The sequence below is a fragment of the Aminobacter anthyllidis genome (genome assembly GCF_018555685.1).
GTDB lineage: Bacteria > Pseudomonadota > Alphaproteobacteria > Rhizobiales > Rhizobiaceae > Aminobacter > Aminobacter anthyllidis.
Genome location: NZ_JAFLWW010000002.1, coordinates 409,587 through 430,836 on the forward strand (window position 1 = coordinate 409,587; position 21,250 = coordinate 430,836).

A 21,250-nucleotide genomic window follows, 5' to 3' on the forward strand; every position below is an offset into this window, starting at 1 on the left:
TCCCTGCTCAGTCCGCCACAAATTCCAGCATGATCGTCGCCAGCGGCGGCAGAAGCAGCGTCGCTGCTGCTCCTCCTCCATCCGTCGGCCGTGCGGTGACCACGCCGCTGTTACCCTTGCCCGACCCGCCATATTCGAGCGCGTCGGAGTTGAAGATTTCCCGCCATGTGCCGGCCTTTGGCAGCGGCACGCGATAATTGTCGCGCGGCACCGGCGTGAAGCTGGAGATGACGGCGATCGGCGCGCCGCCAGGCGCCTTGCGTAGCCAGGCAAAGACCGAATTCGCAGCATCATCGGCGATCAGCCACTCAAAGCCTTCCGGTTCGCAGTCGCGGGCGTGCAGCGCCGGGCGAGAGCGATAGAGATAGTTGAGATCGCGCACCAGCTGCCAGACACCGCGATGCGGGGCGAAGTCGAGCAGGTTCCAGTCGAGCGCTCTTGCCTCGCTCCATTCCGCGCGCTGGGCAAATTCCTGGCCCATGAACAGGAGCTTCTTGCCGGGATAGCCCCACATGAAGGCGTAGTAGGCGCGCAGCGTCGCGAACTTCTGCCAGTCGTCGCCCGCCATCTTGGTCAGCAGCGTGCCTTTGCCATGCACGACCTCGTCATGGGACAGCGGCAGGACGAAATTCTCGCTGAAGGCGTAAAGCAGCCCGAAGGTGATTTCGTTGTGGTGATGCTTGCGGTGCACCGGCTCCTTGGACAAGTACTCCAGCGTGTCGTGCATGAAGCCCATGTTCCATTTGAAGCCGAAACCAAGCCCGCCCTCATGCACCGGCTGCGACACTTTGGGCCATGAAGTCGACTCTTCCGCGATCGTCATGACGCCGGGATGGGCGCCATAGACGGCGGCATTCATCTTCTGCAGGAAGCGAACCGATTCCAGGTTTTCGCGGCCACCGAACTCGTTGGGGATCCACTCGCCTTCCTTGCGCGAGTAGTCGAGGTAGAGCATCGACGCCACGGCATCCACGCGTAACCCGTCGACATGGTACTTCTCTGCCCAGAACAGCGCGTTGTTGACGAGGAACGATACCACCTCGCGCCTACCAAAATTGTAGATCGCGGTATTCCAGTCGGGATGGAAGCCCTGGCGCGGGTCGGCATGCTCGTAGAGCGCCGTTCCGTCGAAATGCGCCAGCCCATGCTCGTCGACAGGAAAATGCGCCGGCACCCAGTCGAGGATCACGCTGATACCGGCGCGATGGGCGCCGTCGACGAAACGGGCAAAGCCCTCGGGTTCGCCGAACCGGGCGGACGGCGCATAGAGCCCCGTCGTCTGGTAACCCCAGGACGGGTCATAGGGGTGCTCGGAGATCGGCATGAACTCGATATGGGTAAAGCCTGTCTCGACAGCATAAGGGATCAGCCGATCGGCCATTTCGTCCCACGACAGGAACGTGCCGTCGTCGCGGCGCTGCCACGAGCCGGCATGCACCTCATAGATGCTGATCGGCTCACGCCGATGGTCGGCCGCTCGCCAGTGAGCGCGATGCTTGTCATCGCCCCATTCATGCGCAGGCGGCATGTCCGTCACCGACGCGGTCGCCGGCCTGAACTCCGAGCGGATGGCATAGGGGTCCGCCTTGAGCGGCAGCCGCACGCCCCGGGCACCGATCAGTTCAAACTTGTAGGGGCGGCCCGGTCCGATGTCGGGGATAAAGATTTCCCAGATGCCGGTATCCTGGCGTAACCGCATCGGATGGCGGCGGCCGTCCCAGTCGTTGAAATCGCCAACCACCGAGACGCGATGCGCGTTGGGAGCCCAGACCGCGAAGTGAACGCCATCGACGCCTTCGTGCGAAATCAGATGCGCGCCCATCTTGTCGAACAGCCGGAGATGCGAGCCCTCCGAGATGAAATAGTCATCCATCGGCCCAAGCACCGGGCCGAAGCTGTAAGGGTCGGTGAGCCACCAGTCGCCGCCTGAATTGCGGGCATGGTAGCGCAGCGGCTGGCGCTTGCGGATGGTGAGCTTGCCTTCGAAGAAACTGGTATCGTTGCGGCGCACAAGCTCGCCGCAGACCTTGCCCTCGAGCGTGTGAGCAGTCACCGTTTCGGCATGCGGCACGAAGCAACGCGCAAGAAAACCCCTGCCAGACTGCTGGAGCCCCAGCACCGCGAACGGATCGCCATGGGTGCCGTTCACGATCGCCTCGATATCGCCATCCGTGGCTCTGTCGAGCTCCGGTTTCGTTTCGACGGCCGCGCCGGGCTTCAGCATGTTTCGGTGTCCCCTCCCAGGGTTTCTTCGGCGAGGTCAGTTCATGCAATCACATCAGGCCGGCACGTTCCAGATTTCTTTGGCGTATTGTCGAATGGTGCGGTCGGAAGAGAACCAGCCGACGCGCGCGACATTGCGAATGGCACGCGCGTACCAGTCCGGGCTGTCGCGCCAGACATTGTCGACCTGGCGCTGGGCAGCGGCATAAGAATCGAAATCGGCTGCGACCATGAACCAGTCGTGCTGGTAGAGCCCGTCCATCAGCTCGCGATAACGCGCCGGATCGCAGGGCGAAAAGACGCCGGATGAAATCGCAGCGACCGCCTGCTTGAGTTCGGGCGAACCGTCGATCACCGCCGCCGGCTGGTAGCCACTGTTGCGGCGCTCGGCGACCTCCTTGGTGGTCAGGCCGAAGATGAAGATGTTGTCGTCGCCGACATGTTCCTTGAGCTCGACATTTGCGCCGTCGAGCGTGCCGATGGTGAGCGCACCGTTAAGCGCGAACTTCATGTTGCCGGTGCCCGAAGCTTCCATGCCCGCCGTCGAGATTTGCTCCGACAGGTCGGCTGCCGGCATCAGGATTTCGGCGGCGCTGACATTATAGTTGGGAACGAACACGACCTTCAGCAGCCCGCGCACGGAGGGGTCGCTGTTGATCACCCGGGCAACGTCGTTGGCCAGTTTGATGATCAGCTTGGCGTTGTGGTAGCTCGGTGCCGCCTTACCGCCGAAGAACTTCACCCGTGGCATCCATTCGCGTTCCGGATGCGAGCGGATCTGGTCGTACAGCGCAACGGCCTCGATGATGTTCAGAAGCTGACGCTTGTATTCGTGGATGCGCTTGATCTGGATATCGAACAGCGCCGACGGATCGACCTTGATGCCCAGCCGCTCCGCCACGAGGTTCGACAGCCGCACCTTGTTGGCGCGCTTGACGGCAGCAAACTTGTCGCGAAACGCGGCATCGCCTGCAAAGCCGTCGAGCTCGCGGATCGCCTCGATGTCGTCGAGGAACCGGTCGCCGATCGCTTCGCGCGCCAGGCCGGTCAAGCCAGGATTGCACTGGATCAGCCAGCGCCGCGGCGTGATGCCGTTGGTCTTGTTGTTGATGCGTTCGGGATAGAGGCTGTGCAGGTCGGCGAACACCGTTTCCTTCATCAGCTCGGTATGCAGCGCCGACACGCCGTTGACGCTATGCGAACCGGCGAAGGCAAGATTGCCCATGCGGACACGGCGCTCGCCGTTTTCCTGGATCAGCGAGATGCGGCTGATCTGCTCGCCGCTGAAGCGCCCCGTCGCACGCGCTTCAAGCAGAACCTCGGCGTTGATTGCGTAGACGATCTGCATGTGGCGCGGTAACAGACGCTCGAACAGCGGCACCGGCCAGCTTTCGAGCGCTTCGGGCAAAAGCGTGTGGTTGGTGTAGGCAAAGGTCCGCTTGGTGATGTCCCAGGACGTGTCGAAGTCCATGCCATGGACGTCCATCAGCAGGCGCATCAATTCAGGTACGGCGACGGCGGGATGGGTGTCGTTGAGATGGATCGCCGCCTTGTCGGGCAAGGACAGCAGGTCACCATACTTGCTGATGTGCCGCTGCAGAATGTCCTGCAGCGAAGCGGTCGAGAAGAAGTATTCCTGACGCAGCCGCAGTTCCTGGCCGGCCTTGTGCGAGTCCGCGGGATAAAGCACGCGTGACAGCGCGTCGGCCTTGTTGCTCTCGGCAAGCGCACCGATGTGGTCGCCGGCGTTGAACTTGTCGAGCAGGATCGGGTCGAGCGGCATGCCCGACCACAGGCGCAGCGTGTTGACACGCGCACCGCGCCAGCCAACCACCGGGGTGTCGTAAGCGACCGCCAGGACGCGATCGGTGGGTTTCCAGACATGCCGTTCGAGCCGGCCATCCGGCGCCGTTATGGATTCGACCGAACCGCCGAAGCCGACCTCGAAAGCCCGCTCGCGGCGCTCGAACTCCCAAGGGTTGCCATGTTCGAGCCATGTCTCGGGCAGTTCGACCTGCCAGCCGTCATGGATTTCCTGGCGGAACATGCCGTTGGCGTAACGAATGCCATAACCATGGGCCGGAATGTCGACGGTCGCCATGCTTTCCATGAAGCAGGCAGCGAGCCGACCAAGGCCGCCATTGCCGAGCGCAGCATCGGGCTCGAGCTTGGCGATGACATCGAACTCGACGCCGAGCGAGGCAAGTGCCTCGCGCATTGCGTCCATCAGGCCGAGGTTGGAGAAGGCGTCGCGCATCAGGCGGCCGATCAAGAACTCCAGCGAGAGGTAATAAACCCGCTTGGCGCTCTGGTCGTAGGCCTCCTTGGTCGAGGAAATCCACTCGTCGACGATGCGGTCGCGCACGACCTTGATCGACGCAGTCAGCCAGTCGTAGTCAGTGGCAACTGTCGCGTCCTTGCCGAGCCGGTACTTCAGCGCGCTCAGGATTTCGGCAGCCAATGCCTCGGGGCTCGTGTCGCCAAGGTGCGGTTGGGGGACTTTCGGGGTCACTGCGCGGGTCATGTCGCCTCTCGCATGTTGTTCGGCCACTGTTGACTTGCCTCCCTAGCCGACACCTGTCCTCCCACACTCATGTTAGCCATTCCGAATGCGATCTCAATCGATTTAAATCTCCGCGTCAATATCTCGCGACGCGGAGACCTGAGGTTGTGGCCGGCCGGTCAGGCAGCGGCAAGCGCCGCCTCTGGTGGCACCTTGGCTCCGGTCATGAACGCCACCGCATCCGACATCGTGTATTCCTTCGGATCGATGACCGTCAGCCTGCGGCCGAGACGATGGATATGGATGCGGTCGGCGACCTCGAAGACATGCGGCATGTTGTGCGAAATGAGCACGATCGGCAGGCCACGGCGCTTCACGTCGAGGATCAGTTCGAGCACGCGCCGCGATTCCTTGACGCCAAGTGCCGCCGTCGGCTCGTCCATGATCACGACCTTGGAGCCGAAGGCCGCGGCACGCGCCACCGCCACGCCCTGGCGCTGGCCGCCGGAAAGTGTTTCGACGGCCTGGCTGATGTTCTGGATGGTCATCAGGCCGAGTTCGGTCAGCTTTTCGCGGGCCCGCTTTTCCATAGCGCCCCGGTCGAGCATGCGGAACCAGTTGCCCATGATGCCGGGCTTCCGGATCTCCCGGCCGAGGAACATGTTGTCGGCGATCGACAGCGCTGGCGACAGCGCGAGGTTTTGGTAGACCGTTTCAATGCCAGCATCGCGGGCCTCCATCGGCGCCTTGAAGTTGACCACCTTGCCTTCGAGACGGATCTCGCCTTCGTCGGGAGTGATGGCTCCCGAGATCGCCTTGATGAGCGACGATTTGCCGGCGCCGTTGTCGCCGATCACGGCAAGGATTTCGCCGGGGTAGAGATCGAAATCGGCCTGATCCAGGGCGGTGACGCGGCCATAGCGCTTGACCAGCCCGCGTGCGGTGAGAAGAGGTTCGATAGCCATCAGCCTGCAACCTTTCTGATCCACTGGTCGATTGCGACCGCGATGATGATGAGGGTGCCGATCAGCAGATAGGTCCACTGCGGGTCGGTGCCGATGAGCCGAAGGCCGAGTTGGAAGACGCCGACGATCAGCGCGCCGAACAGCATGCCGAGGATCGAGCCACGCCCGCCGAACAGCGAGATGCCGCCGATCACCACCGCGGTGATGGATTCGATGTTGGCGAACTGGCCCGCAGTCGGCGAAACCGAGCCGATGCGGCCAATGAGCATCCAGCCACCGAGGGCGCAGATCAGCCCGGAGATCACGTAGACAGAGATAAGAACCCTGTTGACGCGCACGCCGGAAAGCTGGGCAGCCTCGGGATCATCGCCGATGGCATAGACGTGCCGGCCCCAGGCGGTGTGGTTCAAGATGTACCAGAGGACCGCCACCAGCAGCACCATGGCGACGACGCCATAGGTAAACACGGCATTGCCGAGCCGGAAGTTCTCGCCGAAGAACTTGAGGATCGGTGCCTGCGCCTCGATGTCCTGGGAACGGATCGTCTCGTTTGCCGAATAGAGGAAGTTCGTCGCCAGCACGATCTGCCAGGTGCCGAGCGTGACGATGAACGGCGGCAGCTTCATGTAGGAGACGAGCACACCATTCAGCCAACCGCAGAGAGCGCCGACGGCGAACCCGCACAGGATCGCCAGCGACGGCGGCAGGCCGTAGCGGAAGGTGAACTGCCCCATCACTACCGACGACAGCACCATGATTGCGCCGACGGACAGGTCGATGCCGGCGGTCAGGATGACCAGCGTCTGCGCGGCGCCGATGATGCCGGTGATCGCCACCTGCTGCAGGATCAGCGTCATCGAGAAGGCGGAGAAGAACTTGCCGCCGATGATCACGCCGAAAAGCGCGATCGAGGCAACCAGCACGATCAGCGGCACCGCTGCCGGATTGGAATGCAGGAAATGCTGGATCTTTTCGATCGGCGACCGCGTATGCGTGTCGAAGCTTGCCACGGACGTGTCGCTGGCCGAGAGAACCTTCTCGAACTCCTGCGGCCGCCTGGCATCTGCCGAAGCGTCAGTCATGTCGGTTTCCTCCCATCAGGGATTTCACATCCCCCTTGTAGGAAGGGCGACCAAGGGGCCGCCCTTCGTCTGCAAGAGAGTGTCACGCCGTCAGGCGGTCAGATCAACCCCAGCACTTCTCAAGGCCGGTCTTGACGTCGATCGATTCAACGCCGGCGGCCGGCTTGTCGGTCACCAGCGAAACGCCGGTGTCGAAGAAGTCCTTTCCTTCGGTCGGCTTGGGCTTCTCGCCGGAGTCGGCGAACTTCTTGATCGCCTCGATGCCGAGCGCCGCCATCATCAGCGGATATTGCTGCGAGGTCGCTCCGATGACACCGTCCTGGACGTTCTTGACGCCCGGGCAGCCGCCGTCGACGGAGACGATCAGCACGTTCTTCTCCATGCCGACGGCCTTGAGCGCCTCATAGGCACCGGCAGCGGCAGGCTCGTTGATGGTATGCACGACGGTGATGCCGGGATCCTTCTGGAGAAGGTTTTCCATCGCCTTGCGGCCACCCTCTTCATTGCCGTTGGTGACGTCATGGCCGACGATGCGCGCATCGTCCTCGTCGCCGATCTTGTTGGCGTCCTTCACGTCGATGCCGAAGCCCATCATGAAGCCCTGGTCGCGCAGCACGTCGACCGTCGGCTGCGACGGGGTCAGGTCGAGGAAGGCAACCTTGGCGTCCTTGGCCTTGTCGCCAAGGGTGGCTGCGGCCCACTGGCCGATCAGCTTGCCGGCAAGCAGGTTGTCGGTGGCGAAGGTGGCATCAGCCGCATCGGCGGGCTCGAGCGGGGTGTCGAGCGCAATGACAAGGATACCCGCGTCGCGCGCCTTCTTGATCGCAGGCACGATGCCCTTGGTGTCGGAAGCGGTGATCAGGATGCCCTTGGCGCCGTCGGCGATGCAGGTCTCGATCGCCGCGACCTGGCTTTCGCTGTCGCCGTCGATCTTGCCGGCGTAGCTCTTCAGAGTGACGCCGAGTTCGGTCGCCTTGGCGGTCGCACCTTCCTTCATCTTGACGAAGAAGGGATTGGTGTCGGTCTTCGTGATCAGGCACGCGCCGACATCAGCGGCAGATGCAGGTGCAGCAATGCTTGCAAGCGCGGCAACAGCCGCACCAAAGACAGTCGTCTTCAGAACTGAAAATTTCATCGGGTACTCCTCCCAAAACCAAACCATGCGACCCGCACCAGCGGTGCCGCTCCGGATGCTCGTGCACTCTTCCCAGTCGAGTATCCGGCCCTGACGAAACACCAATCGGCAACGCGAGTCAATAATTAAATCACTCTTATTTATTATTGACAGAATTGCGGTCGACCCGCATTCTGTCCCAAAAGAAAATTGCGGATTCAGAGAAAACCGCTGAGACGACGGGAGGAAGCCGGTGGAGGCCGGGAGTTCGAGGCACGGCACGCCAGAGATTGGGGAAAGCCCGCAACTGCGCGGCACCAACCAGAGCGGCATGCGCGATCACAACGAACGGCTGGTGCTGTCGCTGGTGCGGCAGAGCGGTGCGCTGGCGAAATCCGACATCGCACGCATGACCGGCCTTTCAGCGCAGACCGTCTCCGTCATCATGCGGGAGCTGGAGGTCGAAGGCCTGCTGCTGCGACAAGAGCCCATACGCGGCAAGATCGGTCAGCCTTCCATCCCGATGGCGCTCAATCCCGAGGGCGCGTTCTTCATCGGCCTCAAGATCGGCCGGCGCAGTGCCGAACTGGTGCTCATCGACTTTCTCGGCAAGACCCGCGCAATGCTGCAGAATTCATATGGCTACCCCACCCCGCGCGACACCATCGAGTTCGTCAAATCAGGCATTGCCCAGATGCGCGCCAGCCTGACGCGAGAGCAGGACAAGCGCATCGCCGGGCTCGGCGTCGCCATGCCATTCGAACTGTGGAACTGGGTCGATACCGCAGGCGCGCCGCTCGAGGTGATGGAGGAGTGGCGCAACCACGACATCCGCAGCGACTTACAAGCGCTGTTTCCCTTCCCTGTCTACGTGCAGAACGACGCCACTTCGGCCTGCGGTGCCGAGCTGGTGTTCGGCGACATCGGCGGCTTGCGCGACTTCGTCTATTTCTACATCGGCGCCTTTGCCGGCGGCGGCGTCGTGCTGAACGGCAGGCTTTACAGCGGCCCTACCGGAAATGCCGGCGCGCTCGGCTCGATGCCGGTGCCCGGCCCTGGCGGAAGGCCAACCCAGCTGATCGATGTCGCATCGATTGCGGTGCTCGAAAAATCGCTGAACGCCAAAGGCATCGAAGCTGGCTATCTCTGGACCTCGCCGGAAGAATGGGGCGACCTCGGCTCGGATCTCGACGCCTGGATCGCAAGTGCATCCGACGCCCTGGCCTACGCCATCGTAGCATCCGCATCCGTCATCGATTTCGAATGCGCTGTCATCGACGGCTGGATGCCGCCGGCGATCCGCGCGCGAATTGTCCGCACGGTACAGACATCGATCGGCACGATCGACATTGAAGGCCTGCGCATCCCTTCCGTGCGCGAAGGAACAGTGGGAATTCATGCCCGTGCCCTCGGAGGCGCCAGCCTGCCACTGTCCGAACGTTTCCTTATCGGCTCGATCGCACCGTCGCGAGGGGCGTGAACATGCTCATCGGCATCCCTCCCCTGCTCGGACCGGAGCTCCTGTTCACGCTGCGCGCGATGGGCCATGGCGACGAACTGGCAATCGTCGACGGCAACTACCCTGCCCTTGAACATGGCCGCCGTGTCGTCCGTGCTGACGGTCTCGACCTCATACCTGTTCTCGACGCCGTGCTTCAGGTGCTGCCGGTCGACGATTTTGTGCCGCAGGCGATTTTCCGATCCTCGGTCAAGGGCGACCCCGCCTTGACCGATCCGGTGCATGGGGAGATTGAAGCGGTCTGCGTGCATCGCGCGCCCGGCTTCGCGGTCGTTCCGCTCGCCGGCGACGACTTCTACAGCCGCGTCAAGGCGGCCCACACCATCATTGCCACCAGCGAGCCAAGGCTTTACGCCAACGTCATCGTCCGCAAGGGCGTCATCTATCCAAAGGGAACCGGCAAGCCATGATCCTGTGCTGCGGCGAAGCGCTCATCGACATGCTGCCACGGCAAAGCCAGGCCGGCGAGCCGGCCTTCGCACCCTACGCCGGCGGGGCGATCTTCAACTCTGCCATCGCATTGGGCCGCCTCGGCGTGCCGGTCGAGTTTTTCTCCGGGCTGTCGTCCGACCTTTTCGGGCAGCAGATCCGTGAGGTTCTGGCCGCGAGCAATGTCGGCTCGCGTTACGCCGATGTCTCCGCGCGGCCCACAACGCTCGCGTTCGTGCGCCTCGACGATGGCCATGCGACATACACATTTTACGACGAGAACACCGCCGGACGCATGCTGGTCGAGGCCGATCTTCCGGTGCTCGGCGACGACATCGACGCGATGCTTTTCGGTGCTATCAGCCTGATCCCGGAGCCGTGCGGCTCGGCTTACGAAGCACTGATGCGGCGTGAGCACGAGAACCGGGTAACGATGCTCGATCCCAACATCCGTCCGGGCTTCATCCAGGACAAGCAGGCGCATCTCGAACGGATGCGCCGAATGCTTGCCATGGCCGACATCGTCAAGCTTTCGGACGAGGACCTCGCCTGGTTCGGCGAGACCGGCAGCCATGAAGAGATTGCAGCCACCTGGCTGCGGAAGGGCCCGAAGCTGGTCATCGTCACCAAGGGCAGCAAGGGCGCCACCGCCTACAGCACCAAGCACTCCGTGTCGGTAGCGCCAGAACGGGTGGCCGTGGTCGACACAGTCGGCGCCGGCGATACTTTCAACGCCGGTGTCCTTGCCTCGCTGCACGAACAGAATGCCCTGACCAAGGGTGCGATCTCCCAGCTCTCGGAATCAGCCATCGAAACCGCGCTTTCGCTCGGTGCACGCGCTGCGGCCGTGACCGTGTCGCGAGCCGGCGCAAACCCGCCCTGGCGGCGCGAACTGGCTTGAAACGGACGTTTTCCGGCGGTTTCATCGATCACTTTATGTTTCGCATCGCCAAGCCGGCTTAGCCGCGCCGGCCGAGAAAACCCTGTTTTCCGCCGTTTTCGGCGCAAAAACACTGCAACCGAAAGTAACAAGAACCGCAGGCGCGCCTTGCATGCCGCAGGGTGCTCGGCTTTTTCGCCCTCGGCAACTCTGCTATCAGCGGCGCGAAGAAACGATTGGGTTTTGGGGCCAGAATGCAGTTCATCGATCTCGGCGCGCAGCGCGAACGAATCCGCGACCGTCTGAAGGCGGCTATCGACAAGGTTGTCGACGAGGGACGCTACATCCTCGGTCCGGAAGTCACCGAATTCGAGAACCAGCTCGCCAAGTATGTCGGCGTCAAGCATGTCATCGCCTGCGCCAACGGCACCGACGCGCTTCTGCTGCCGCTGCTGGCCTCGGGCATCGGCCCGGGCGATGCCGTGTTCGTGCCGAGCTTCACTTTCGCTGCGACCGCCGAGGTGGTGGCGCTTGCCAAGGCCGAGCCGGTGTTCGTCGATATCGAGCCGGACACCTACAACATCTCCATCGAGAGCCTCGAAGCCGCGATCGCCATGATCAAGGCCGAAGGCCGTCTGAAGCCGAAGGCGATCATCCCGGTCGACCTGTTCGGCATCGCGGCAGACTACGCGGCCATCGACGCCATCGCCAAGCGCGAGAACCTGCTCGTCATCGAGGACGCCGCCCAGTCGATCGGCGGCTCGCAGGATGGCAAGATGTGCGGCGCCTACGGCCATGTCGCCGCCACCAGCTTCTACCCGGCCAAACCGCTCGGCTGCTATGGCGACGGCGGTGCGATGTTCACCAACGACGACGAGTTCGCCGCGAAGCTGCGCTCCTTTGCCTTCCACGGCAAGGGCGAGACCCAGTACGACAACATCCATGTCGGCCTGAATTCGCGCCTCGACACGCTGCAGGCGGCGATCCTGATCGAGAAGCTCGCCATCCTGGAAGACGAGATGGAGGCGCGCGCGGCGGTGGCCAAGCGTTATGCCGATGGCCTCGGCGATGTGGTCAAAGCCTCTCGCGCTCCCTCCGGCGGCCGTTCGGCCTGGGCGCAATATGCCATCGAGACCGTCGACCGCGACGGGCTGAAGGCACATCTGCAGGCAGAGGGCATTCCGTCGGTCATCTACTACGTGAAGCCGCTGCATGTGCAGGTCGCTTATCGCGACTATCCGCGCGTGACGGGCGGCCTGCCGGTGTCGGATGCGGTGCCGGGCACCATCCTGTGCCTGCCGATGCATCCCTATCTTAGTGAAGCCGACCAGGACCGGATCATTTCGACGATCCGCAACTATGTCGGCTCCAACTCAGCCAAGATAGCGGCCGAGTAAGCGCGGCTCTCAGGTCAGAACATGAAGGCCGGGTCGATGATCCGGCCGCTCGACACGAAATGCGGATTGGCGAAATCCGCATCGCTGGCTTGGTTGCGCTTGCCATAGACCAGCGACGCACCGTCAAGCGTATGCGTGCTGCCACCCGCGGCGCGCAACACTGCATCGCCCGCAGCCGTATCCCACTCCATCGTCCTGCCGAAGCGCGGATAGATGTCGGCCTCGCCCGCGGCCAGCAAGCAGAACTTCAGCGACGATCCGACCGAGACGATCTCGGCGGCATGAACCCGCTTGATGAAGGCTTCCGTCTCCGGCGTCAGGTGCGAGCGGCTGGCGACGATAGTCAGCGGCTCGCGCCCTTCGCGCACATGGATCTGGCGGCGCACGGAAGCCTTGCCTTCGGTGATCTCATACGCTTCCGCCTTTCCCGGCCTGCCTGCAAAGAAGCGGCCAGTGCACGGCGCGTAGACGACGCCAATTTCAGGGGCTCCGTCACGGACCAGCGCGATATTGACGGTGAAGTCGGTGCGCCGCTTGACGAATTCCTTAGTACCATCGAGCGGGTCGATCACGAAGAACGCCCGACCGAGGTCAGGAGCAACGACACCCTCCGATGTCTCTTCCTCGGCAACGCAAGGCACTGCTGGAAAGGCTGCCCGCAATCCTTCGAGGATGATCTTCTCGGCAGCCCTGTCGGCTTGCGTGACGGGCGAGGCGTCTGCCTTGTCCGTCACCGTGATCTCGGAATTGTAGACTTCCATGATCGCCTGCCCGGCTTCGACCGCCAGGCGCTCGAACAGCGCGAGTATGGCTTCGTCAGATGCCGCCACCGTCGTCGTTTTGATGCTCTGCAATGTCTCGCTCATTCAGCCAGTGCTCGACCGTCTCGACCATCTCTTCAGGGGTCTTGCCGAGGGTCTGGAGATGAATCTCAGGATTCTCGGGCGTTTCATAGGGTGAATCGACGCCAGTGAAATTCTTGATCGCGCCAGCCAGCGCACGAGCATAAAGCCCCTTGGTATCTCGCCTAGCGCACTCTTCGAACGGCGTGTCGACAAACACCTCGACGAATTCGCCCTGCCCCATCAGTTCGCGCGCCATACGACGCTCCGCACGGAAAGGCGAGATGAAGGAAACGATGACGATCAGGCCGGCATCGGCCATCAGCTTGGCTACTTCAGCAACGCGGCGGATGTTCTCGACGCGGTCTTCGTCGGTAAAGCCGAGATCGCGGTTGAGGCCGTGGCGGACGTTGTCACCATCGAGGACATAGGTGTGGCGGCCGGCAGCGTGCAGCTTCTTCTCGAGCAGATTGGCAACCGTCGACTTGCCCGAACCGGACAGGCCGGTAAACCACAGCACCGAGGGACGCTGGTTCTTGTGTTCAGCGCGCGCCTTTCGGGTCACGTCGAGCGACTGCCAGTGGATGTTCCCGGCCCGGCGCAGCGGATTCAGGATCATGCCGGCGCCGACAGTGGCGTTGGTGATGCGGTCGATCAGAATGAAGGCGCCGGTTGTGCGATTGTCGGCGAAATTGTCGAAAGCCACGGGCGACTGGGTCGAGATGTTGCAAACACCGACTTCGTTCATCTCCAGCGCCTTCGCCGCTTCGCGGGCGAAATCGTTGACGTTGACACGGTACTGGAGCTCCGTGACCGTCGCGCTCGCCTGGTCCGTCTCAGTGCGCAGGATATAGGAGCGGCCGGGCAGCAGCGCCGCTTCGTCGAACCAGACGACGTTGGCGGCGAACTGGTCGGCGACATGCGGACGGGCATTCGGCGCCACCAGTATGTTGCCGCGCGAAATCTCGACTTCGTCGTCGAGAACAAGCGTAACCGCCTGGCCCGCGACTGCCGTGCGCAGGTCACCGCCATGAGCGACGATGCGCTTGACCGTGGAAGGTTTGCCCGATTTTGCGACGACGATCTCGTCGCCCTGCGAAATCGAACCCGAAGCGATGGTGCCGGCAAAGCCACGGAAGTCCAGATTGGGACGGTTCACATATTGCACCGGGAAGCGGAACGGGCGCTCGACCGCCTCTTCTTCGACCACGACCGTTTCAAGATGCTCGATGAGCGTGGGGCCGGAGTACCAGCCCATCTTGTCCGAGCGCCGCGTTACATTGTCGCCGAAGCGCGCGGACATCGGAATCGGCACTATCGACTTGAAACCGAGGCTCTCGGCAAAGGCCGCATATTCAGCCGTGATGCGTTCAAAAACGCCCTCATCGAAGCCGACCAAGTCAATCTTGTTGATCGCAACGACGATGTTCCTGATGCCGAGCAGCGAGGCGATGATCGAATGCCGGCGCGTCTGGCGCAGCACGCCCTGGCGCGCGTCGACCAGAACAATGGCAAGATCGGCAGTCGAGGCGCCGGTTGCCATGTTACGCGTGTATTGCTCATGGCCGGGCGTATCGGCGACGATGAACTTGCGCTTCGGCGTGGCAAAGAAGCGGTAGGCGACGTCGATGGTGATGCCCTGCTCGCGCTCGGCCTCCAGACCGTCGACCAGAAGCGCGAAATCGACGTCCTCGCCAGTTGTGCCGTGCTTGCGCGAGTCGCGCTCCAGTGCTGCGAGCTGGTCCTCGAATATCTGCTTGGTGTCGGACAAAAGCCGGCCGATCAGCGTCGACTTGCCGTCATCTACCGAACCGCAGGTCAGGAAGCGCAGGAGCGATTTCTGCTCCTGGCCAGCGAGATACTCGCGGACGCTTTCAGCAGTCTCGACCTTGGTGGCCATGGCGTGGCGCATTCTCAGAAATATCCTTCGCGCTTCTTCTTTTCCATCGAACCGGCTTCGTCGCGGTCGATGAGGCGTCCCTGCCGCTCCGACGTGCGTGCCGTCAGCATCTCGCTGACGATGCCTTCGAGACTGTCGGCGTCGGATTCGATCGCGCCGGTCAACGGGTAGCAACCCAGCGTGCGGAAGCGCACCAGCTTGTTTTCCACCACCTCGCCCGGTTGCAGCTTCATGCGGTCGTCGTCGCGAAGGATCAGCATGCCGTCGCGCTCGACCACCGGGCGAAGCTTGGCGAAATACAGCGGCACGATCGGGATATTTTCCTGCAGGATGTACTGCCAGATATCGAGCTCAGTCCAATTGGACAGCGGAAAGACGCGGATCGATTCACCTGCAGCGACGCGGGTGTTGAATATCTTCCACATTTCCGGGCGCTGGTTCTTCGGATCCCAGGCATGCTGGGCGTTGCGGAAGGAGAAGATGCGCTCCTTGGCGCGCGACTTCTCCTCATCGCGGCGGGCGCCGCCAAAGGCCGCATCGAAGCCGTATTTGTCGAGCGCCTGACGCAGCCCAACAGTCTTCATCACGTGGGTATGCGTGTTCGAGCCGTGATCGAACGGATTGATATTGTCGCGGACACCATCCGGATTGACATGGACCAGCAGGTCGAAGCCGAGTTCGCGCGCCATCGCATCGCGGAACTCGATCATTTCACGGAACTTCCACGTGGTGTCGACATGAAGGAACGGGAATGGTGGCTTGGCGGGATAGAAGGCCTTCATCGCCAGATGCAGCAGGACCGAGGAATCCTTTCCCACGGAATAGAGCATCACAGGCTTGGTGAAAGTGGCAGCGACCTCACGGAAAATGTGGATCGCCTCCGCCTCGAGACGGTCCAGGTGAGTCAGTCTGGCAAGCATTGAAAAGCCTTCGGAAATCGTTCCTTGGCCGCGGTTTTTGTGCCGAAACGACCGATTGGTTGCAGTGTCGCACAAATTAGCTGCGTCGCAAGCAGCCCACGACCAAAATGCACTGTCTGCACAGTCAGTTTTTGCCCGCGTTCCGCATCTTCTGGAATGCAATTCCATGGCGCAGTCAGGCGGCGGCTCCTGGCGCCAAATTTGTCCACGGACAGATAGTTATGTCGCGACCTCGCAAGACAATGATTCCTGTCGGCTCGAAGCGTGGATAGACAGAGCTGTTTTTCCACGCCCTTTCGAAGGGCCGTATCATTGCGGGATGCCAACGACAGGAGCCCGCCTTGGAACAAACGACCAACCTGAAAATGCCCTTCATCATGCCTTCGCAAGCGCAAAAGCACGTCACCCACAACGAGGCGCTGCTGGCGCTCGACGTCGTCGTGCAGCTTTCGGTGCTCGACCGGCATCTGGCAGCCCCGCCGCCACTCCCAGTTGAGGGGGACCGCTACATTGTAGCTGCCGCGGCCACGGGCGGCTGGACTGGAAAGAGTGGCCAGGTCGCTGCCTGGCAGGACGGCGTCTGGGCCTTCCACATACCGGTCAAGGGTTGGCTCGCCTGGGTCGCCGACGAACAGCGCATCTTCGCCTTTGATGGCACAAGCTGGCTCGATGCGGTCGCACTCGGCATCAATCCGGCCAGCATGGTCGGCGTGAACACGACCGCGGATGCGACCAACAGGCTTGCCGTGAAAAGCCAGGCTGTGCTGTTCGACAATCAGGGTGCCGGCCAGCAGGTCAAGATCAACAAGGCGGCCGCCGGCGACAATGCCTCGCTGCTGTATCAGACAGGTTATTCGGGCCGCGCCGAATTCGGCCTCGCCGGTGATGACGACTGGCACGTCAAGGTTTCACCAGATGGCTCTGCCTGGACTGAGGCGCTGAAAATCAGTCGCACCGATGGGCGCGTGTTGCTGCCGGCAGGCCTGACGCTGACCGACCAGAACCAGGCAGTGGCCAGGCGGCATGTCCGCGAACTGCTCACTGCCAACCGGACGTACTACGTTCGCACCGATGGCTCCAACAGCAACACCGGCCTTGTCAACAATGCTGGCGGGGCCTTCCTGACCATCCAAAAGGCTGTCGACACCGTCGCTGCCCTCGACCTCTCGATCTACCACGCGACAATACAGGTTGGCGCCGGTACATATGCTGACGCCGTCTTGTTCAAAAGTTACGTTGGGACAGGACCAATCACCATCCAGGGGGATTTGATCACCCCGTCCAATGTGACTTCGTCTCTGACGACCGGATTCAACTTCTCCGCAATCAACGTCACCGGACGCTGGCGAGTCGCCGGCATGAAACTCACCAATACAGGTAACTTCATCGCCGGGGTCTATTGTGAAAACTCGGCCGTCGAATGGTCGAACATCGAGTTTGGTGCATTCAGCGGAACCTCGTCCGTGCACCTGCAGGTCGGGTTTGGTGGAATCCTGAAGTCTTACGGCAACTACAGCATTTCAGGTGGAGCGGTGGCGCATATCTACGCGACGCTCGGCGCGGTCATCTCGAACATCGGGCGGACGATCACCATCACCGGCACACCGGCCTTCTCAAACTGGTTCGCGGGGATCTTCTCCGGATCACTGCTGCAGATAAACGGCAACACCTTCTCGGGTACCGCAACTGGCACCCGCTACAGCGTCACGACCAACTCAGTCATCGACACGAATGGTGGCGGAGCGAGCTACCTGCCTGGCGGAACCAGCGGTTCTGCCGCCACCGGAGGCCAGTACGTCTGACTGGCGGCCCGCCCTCTACTGGACGCGGTAGTACCTGCCGTACCAGTCAACGAAGCGGACGAGCCCCTCCTCGATCGGCGTGTGCGGAAGCTCGCCGATCAATGCTTCGAGGTCGCTGACATCGGCCCAGGTGCTGAGCACGTCGCCCGGCTGCAGCGGCATGAAGTTCTTCACCGCCTCGCGGCCCGTCGCGCGCTCGAGAATGCGGATCATCTCCATCAGATGCTCCTTGCGGCGGTTGCCGATGTTCATGACTCGATGCGGCGCCCAGCTGCCCGACGCACCGCCGGCAGCGATGTCATAGTCCGGGTCGGCGTTGGGCGGCAGATCGATCAGGCGCACGATGCCTTCGACGATGTCGTCGACATAGGTGAAGTCGCGGTACATATCGCCTTTATTGTAAACGTCGATGGTCTCACCGGCGAAGATCGCGCGGGTGAATTTGTAATAGGCCATGTCAGGCCGGCCCCATGGCCCGTAGACAGTGAAGAAGCGCAGGCCCGTTGCCGGCACGCCAAACAGATGGCTGTAGGTATGCGCCATCAGCTCATTGGCCTTCTTGGTCGCGGCATACAGGCTGACGGGATGGTCGACGCCATCGCGCGGCGAATAGGGCTGCTTCTTGTTGCCGCCATAGACCGAACTCGACGAGGCATAGATCAGGTGCTTTGGGTTCGTTGCGCGGCAGTTCTCGAGGATATTGAGGAAGCCGGTGACGTTGGCATCGATGTAGGCTTGCGGATTGTCGAGCGAATAACGCACGCCGGCCTGTGCCGCGAGGTTGATCACGATCTCCGGCCGGCATTCGAACGCGGATTTCACCGCCCCCGCATCGGCCAGATCGGCCTGGATGAAGCGGAAATCGCCATGTTCGGCGAGTATCTCCAGCCGCGCCCGCTTCAACGACGTGTCATAGTAGTCGGTCACGCTGTCGAAGCCGACGACCTCATAACCATCGGCCAGCAGGCGCCGGGCGACATGGAAACCGATGAAGCCGGCCGTGCCGGTGACGAGAACGGTCATGAATTCAATGCTCTTCAAATGCAAAACGCCCCGGCCTTTCTAAGGCCGGGGCGTTGCTAAAACCAGAGGTCGGTTGCGAGCGGATCAGCCCTTCTTGGGCAGCAGCGCCCAGATGGCCGGAACAGCCGCGGCCGCCAGCGCCACCTTGATCAGGTCCGGCACGATGAACGGCACGACGCCGAACTGCCACGACTTCTCCGCGCCGATCAGCAGCGAGAGCCAAGAGAAACCGAGCGCCATCATGAAGAATTCCGCGACGAGCATCGCGCCAAGCATCTTGACGATGCTGCGGCCCCAGCCGCGGTCAACGGCCCAGCCGACAATAGCCGCCATGGCAACGAAGCCCAGCAGATAGCCGCCGGTCGAGCCGAGCATGTAGGCAATGCCGAGGCCCTTTTCAGGCGTGCTCTGGAACACCGGATAGCCCATGGCGCCCTGCGCCATGTAGAGCAGCAGCGTCGCCACGCCGAGGCGCAGGCCATAGGCCGCGCCGATGCCGAGCACGGCCAGCGTCTGCAGCGACAGGTCGACCGGTCCGAGCACGACCTTGGTCTTGGCCGAGGCGATAAGGAGCAGCGAGCCTGCAACTGCTAGCAGAAGCTGGGTCGCCAGACGCATGGCGCCCTTTTCAGGCAATGCCGCAGAGATGAGCGCGGTGGAACTGGAGGCAGCGGCCATGTAAATCCCCTTGTGGTATGCGCGCCAAGGCACGCCAAACATGGTTTTCCCTATATTGTCTTCCATGCTAAGCGGCAAACGAATTTGCCAACGGCACCTCGAACTCACAGATATCGGCTGGCCATGTCTCTCGATTTCGACACACGCTTCGATCCCGCCTACGGCCAAGCTGTTCCCGTCGCCGATGGCGTTGTGCGGATCACCGCCAACAATCCAAGCGCCTTCACCTTCCACGGCACCAACAGCTACATCATCGGCACGGACACACTGGCGGTTCTTGACCCAGGACCAAACGACGACGCGCATCTCGAAGCGCTGGTTCGCGCCATTGCCGGCCGGCCCGTCAGCCATATTTTCGTCAGCCACACCCATCGGGACCACTCGCCGCTGGCGGCACGGCTGAAAGAGCTGACCGGCGCCGTAACGGTCGCCGAAGGGCCGCACCGCTCGGCACGGCCGCTGCGCATCGGCGAAGTCGCGCCACTCGATGCCAGCAGCGACACCGACTTCGCTCCTGACCTCACTGTCGCCGACGGTCAGATCGTCGATGGCGATGACTGGCGCATGCGCACGGTGCTGACCCCTGGTCATGCGGCGAATCACGCCGCTTTCGCGCTTGAAGGCAGCGGCATCCTGTTTTCCGCCGACCACGTCATGGCCTGGTCGACCTCGATCGTCGCGCCGCCAGATGGCGCGATGTCGGATTACATGGCATCGCTCGACAAGCTCATCGAGCGCGACGACAGCACCTATCTGCCCGGCCATGGCGGCCCGGTCGCGGCGCCACAGACATTCGTGCGCGGGCTGAAAGAGCACCGCAAGATGCGCGAAGCCGCGATCCTTGAACGCCTTGCTGCAGGCGACAGTTCGATTCCCGATATCGTGCGCGCGATCTATCGCAACACCGATCCCAGCCTCTACGGCGCCGCCGGGCTTTCAGTGCTCGCTCACCTCGAGGATCTTGTCGGACGCGGTCAGGCTGTCAGCAACGAGGCCCCGGCGATCGACAGCGTCTATTCGCTGGTGAAATAAAGCTACTGCTCCGGCGTCGCCGTCGTGGCGGTTCCGGCTTGGTTAGCGATTTCCTGGTCGAGTTCGGCCAAGAAGCCTGTGATGCGTTCCGCGTTTTCGCCAAGGTCGTGCCGGCCGTAGCGCGAGGCCGAGCGCATGTCGACGAACGTCGAATCGCCGTCATCCACTAGTCGGATGGCCACATCTGAAGGCAAAGCGAGGATGAAGGTCCGCGCCACCGCTTCGATGTCGACTTCGCCCGCAGCCTTGTCGGCGGCCGGCGGCGGCACCACAATCTCCCAACCCTGACGGCCGAGCACGGTCGAAACACTTTGCAGCACCTGGTCAAGCGACAGGTCATAGCGCCTGCTTGCAACCAGCGGATAGGCCTGGGCCTGCAAGGTGCGTTCGCCTGCCGATGGCAACTCAAGACTGTTCATCGCTGGCGTTCGCAGCGACACCGCCGCCGTCAGCGCCGGCGGATCGTCGGCATCGGTCGAGATGTCGCGGAGCATGGGCAAGGTGGCGATCTGATAGGCGACGAAGCCGAACGGCGCGAGCACCGCCAACCCCAGCAGGGCACCGAAGGCCAGGTCGTGCCCGCCCCGATCGCCGAATTTCCACAGCCGCGAAAAGGCAAAGCCGGACAGCAGCAACGCGAAAGCGGCGAGCAGCGCGACAATGCCGAGCACCCAGAAAAAGGCCGTGGTGTCGACCAGGCCACGGCGATGGCCGAGAACCGCGGTGATCAGCAGAACCGCCGAAAACGATGCCATGCCTCGCGACAGCCCTGCCGAACGCGTGGTGCGCAGTTCATGATATCTCGTTTGGAACTCAGCCATGAAACCCCGTTACCCACCCAGCAGACATGGCAGCACGCCGTCCCCACGGCGGAAGTCGCTGCCAGGCCAAACTAGAGGGTTTCCTGCGCCGGTTGAAGCGGAAAGGCGCCTTGTGCCCCC

The 21,250-nt window shown here is 62.4% G+C and carries 18 protein-coding genes; 6 read left to right on the forward strand and 12 right to left on the reverse strand.

Annotated features, from left to right (window positions below):
• Positions 1 to 7: 7 nt before the first annotated feature.
• The 5 genes from glgB to J1C56_RS07140 all read right to left on the reverse strand — a co-directional run bounded on the left by glgB (position 8) and on the right by J1C56_RS07140 (position 7,908).
• Positions 8 to 2,224, reverse strand: a complete 2,217-nt coding sequence (glgB, locus tag J1C56_RS07120) for a 1,4-alpha-glucan branching protein GlgB (protein ID WP_214387390.1) — start codon at positions 2,222 to 2,224, stop codon at positions 8 to 10.
• Positions 2,225 to 2,278: 54 nt separating this feature from the next.
• Complete coding sequence (locus tag J1C56_RS07125) at positions 2,279 to 4,747, reverse strand: glycogen/starch/alpha-glucan phosphorylase (RefSeq protein WP_214387392.1); 2,469 nt, start codon at positions 4,745 to 4,747, stop codon at positions 2,279 to 2,281.
• Between the two features lie 158 nt (positions 4,748 to 4,905).
• Positions 4,906 to 5,691: an ATP-binding cassette domain-containing protein gene (locus tag J1C56_RS07130; protein ID WP_214387394.1), complete on the reverse strand. Its 786-nt coding sequence runs from the start codon at positions 5,689 to 5,691 to the stop codon at positions 4,906 to 4,908.
• A complete protein-coding gene (locus tag J1C56_RS07135; RefSeq protein ID WP_214387396.1) occupies positions 5,691 to 6,773 on the reverse strand; it encodes an ABC transporter permease in 1,083 nt (360 codons plus the stop codon). Before J1C56_RS07135 ends, J1C56_RS07130 begins: the two co-directional genes overlap by 1 nt.
• Before the next feature lie 103 nt (positions 6,774 to 6,876).
• A complete protein-coding gene (locus J1C56_RS07140; RefSeq protein ID WP_214387398.1) occupies positions 6,877 to 7,908 on the reverse strand; it encodes a sugar ABC transporter substrate-binding protein in 1,032 nt (343 codons plus the stop codon).
• A 232-nt stretch (positions 7,909 to 8,140) separates the two neighbouring features.
• On the opposite strand from J1C56_RS07140, the gene J1C56_RS07145 reads away from it, so the two are divergent.
• The 4 genes from J1C56_RS07145 (at position 8,141) to J1C56_RS07160 (ending at position 12,112) form a co-directional block, all read left to right on the forward strand.
• Complete coding sequence (locus J1C56_RS07145; RefSeq protein ID WP_214387400.1) at positions 8,141 to 9,367, forward strand: ROK family transcriptional regulator; 1,227 nt, start codon at positions 8,141 to 8,143, stop codon at positions 9,365 to 9,367.
• A 2-nt stretch (positions 9,368 to 9,369) separates the two neighbouring features.
• Positions 9,370 to 9,816 (forward strand): RbsD/FucU family protein, encoded by a 447-nt coding sequence (locus tag J1C56_RS07150; RefSeq protein WP_214387402.1) that lies wholly within the window; start codon positions 9,370 to 9,372, stop codon positions 9,814 to 9,816.
• Positions 9,813 to 10,736: a carbohydrate kinase family protein gene (locus J1C56_RS07155; protein ID WP_214387404.1), complete on the forward strand. Its 924-nt coding sequence runs from the start codon at positions 9,813 to 9,815 to the stop codon at positions 10,734 to 10,736. Before J1C56_RS07150 ends, J1C56_RS07155 begins: the two co-directional genes overlap by 4 nt.
• A gap of 233 nt (positions 10,737 to 10,969) precedes the next feature.
• Complete coding sequence (locus J1C56_RS07160; RefSeq protein ID WP_214387406.1) at positions 10,970 to 12,112, forward strand: DegT/DnrJ/EryC1/StrS family aminotransferase; 1,143 nt, start codon at positions 10,970 to 10,972, stop codon at positions 12,110 to 12,112.
• 14 nt (positions 12,113 to 12,126) lie between these two features.
• Here the strand turns inward: J1C56_RS07160 and cysQ are convergent, their stop codons facing one another.
• Genes cysQ through J1C56_RS07180 form a run of 4 tightly spaced genes read right to left on the reverse strand, consistent with a single transcriptional unit; the run spans position 12,127 to position 16,241 of the window.
• Positions 12,127 to 12,978 (reverse strand): 3'(2'),5'-bisphosphate nucleotidase CysQ, encoded by an 852-nt coding sequence (gene cysQ, locus J1C56_RS07165; protein ID WP_214387408.1) that lies wholly within the window; start codon positions 12,976 to 12,978, stop codon positions 12,127 to 12,129.
• A complete protein-coding gene (gene cysN / locus J1C56_RS07170; protein ID WP_214387410.1) occupies positions 12,929 to 14,866 on the reverse strand; it encodes a sulfate adenylyltransferase subunit CysN in 1,938 nt (645 codons plus the stop codon). The genes cysQ and cysN overlap by 50 nt, the downstream gene beginning before the upstream one ends.
• 2 nt (positions 14,867 to 14,868) lie before the next feature.
• The gene (cysD, locus tag J1C56_RS07175) at positions 14,869 to 15,774 is read right to left on the reverse strand and encodes a sulfate adenylyltransferase subunit CysD (protein WP_214387412.1); all 906 of its coding nucleotides are present in this window, start codon (positions 15,772 to 15,774) and stop codon (positions 14,869 to 14,871) included.
• Positions 15,759 to 16,241 (reverse strand): hypothetical protein, encoded by a 483-nt coding sequence (locus J1C56_RS07180; RefSeq protein WP_214388347.1) that lies wholly within the window; start codon positions 16,239 to 16,241, stop codon positions 15,759 to 15,761. The genes cysD and J1C56_RS07180 overlap by 16 nt, the downstream gene beginning before the upstream one ends.
• On the opposite strand from J1C56_RS07180, the gene J1C56_RS07185 reads away from it, so the two are divergent.
• Positions 16,227 to 17,576, forward strand: coding sequence for a DUF2793 domain-containing protein (locus J1C56_RS07185; protein WP_338001411.1), 1,350 nt, complete (start codon positions 16,227 to 16,229; stop codon positions 17,574 to 17,576). The two genes, J1C56_RS07180 and J1C56_RS07185, sit on opposite strands and share 15 nt — an antisense overlap.
• A 15-nt stretch (positions 17,577 to 17,591) precedes the next feature.
• Here the strand turns inward: J1C56_RS07185 and J1C56_RS07190 are convergent, their stop codons facing one another.
• Both J1C56_RS07190 and J1C56_RS07195 read right to left on the reverse strand, forming a co-directional pair.
• Positions 17,592 to 18,599, reverse strand: coding sequence for an NAD-dependent epimerase (locus tag J1C56_RS07190; RefSeq protein ID WP_246591203.1), 1,008 nt, complete (start codon positions 18,597 to 18,599; stop codon positions 17,592 to 17,594).
• A gap of 84 nt (positions 18,600 to 18,683) precedes the next feature.
• A complete protein-coding gene (locus J1C56_RS07195) occupies positions 18,684 to 19,277 on the reverse strand; it encodes a biotin transporter BioY (RefSeq protein ID WP_214387414.1) in 594 nt (197 codons plus the stop codon).
• Between the two features lie 123 nt (positions 19,278 to 19,400).
• On the opposite strand from J1C56_RS07195, the gene J1C56_RS07200 reads away from it, so the two are divergent.
• Positions 19,401 to 20,309, forward strand: a complete 909-nt coding sequence (locus tag J1C56_RS07200) for an MBL fold metallo-hydrolase (RefSeq protein WP_214387416.1) — start codon at positions 19,401 to 19,403, stop codon at positions 20,307 to 20,309.
• A 2-nt stretch (positions 20,310 to 20,311) separates the two neighbouring features.
• Here the strand turns inward: J1C56_RS07200 and J1C56_RS07205 are convergent, their stop codons facing one another.
• Positions 20,312 to 21,130 carry a DUF1499 domain-containing protein gene (locus tag J1C56_RS07205; RefSeq protein ID WP_246591204.1) on the reverse strand — a complete coding sequence of 273 codons (819 nt, stop codon included), beginning with the start codon at positions 21,128 to 21,130 and terminating at the stop codon, positions 20,312 to 20,314.
• Positions 21,131 to 21,250 lie beyond the last annotated feature (120 nt).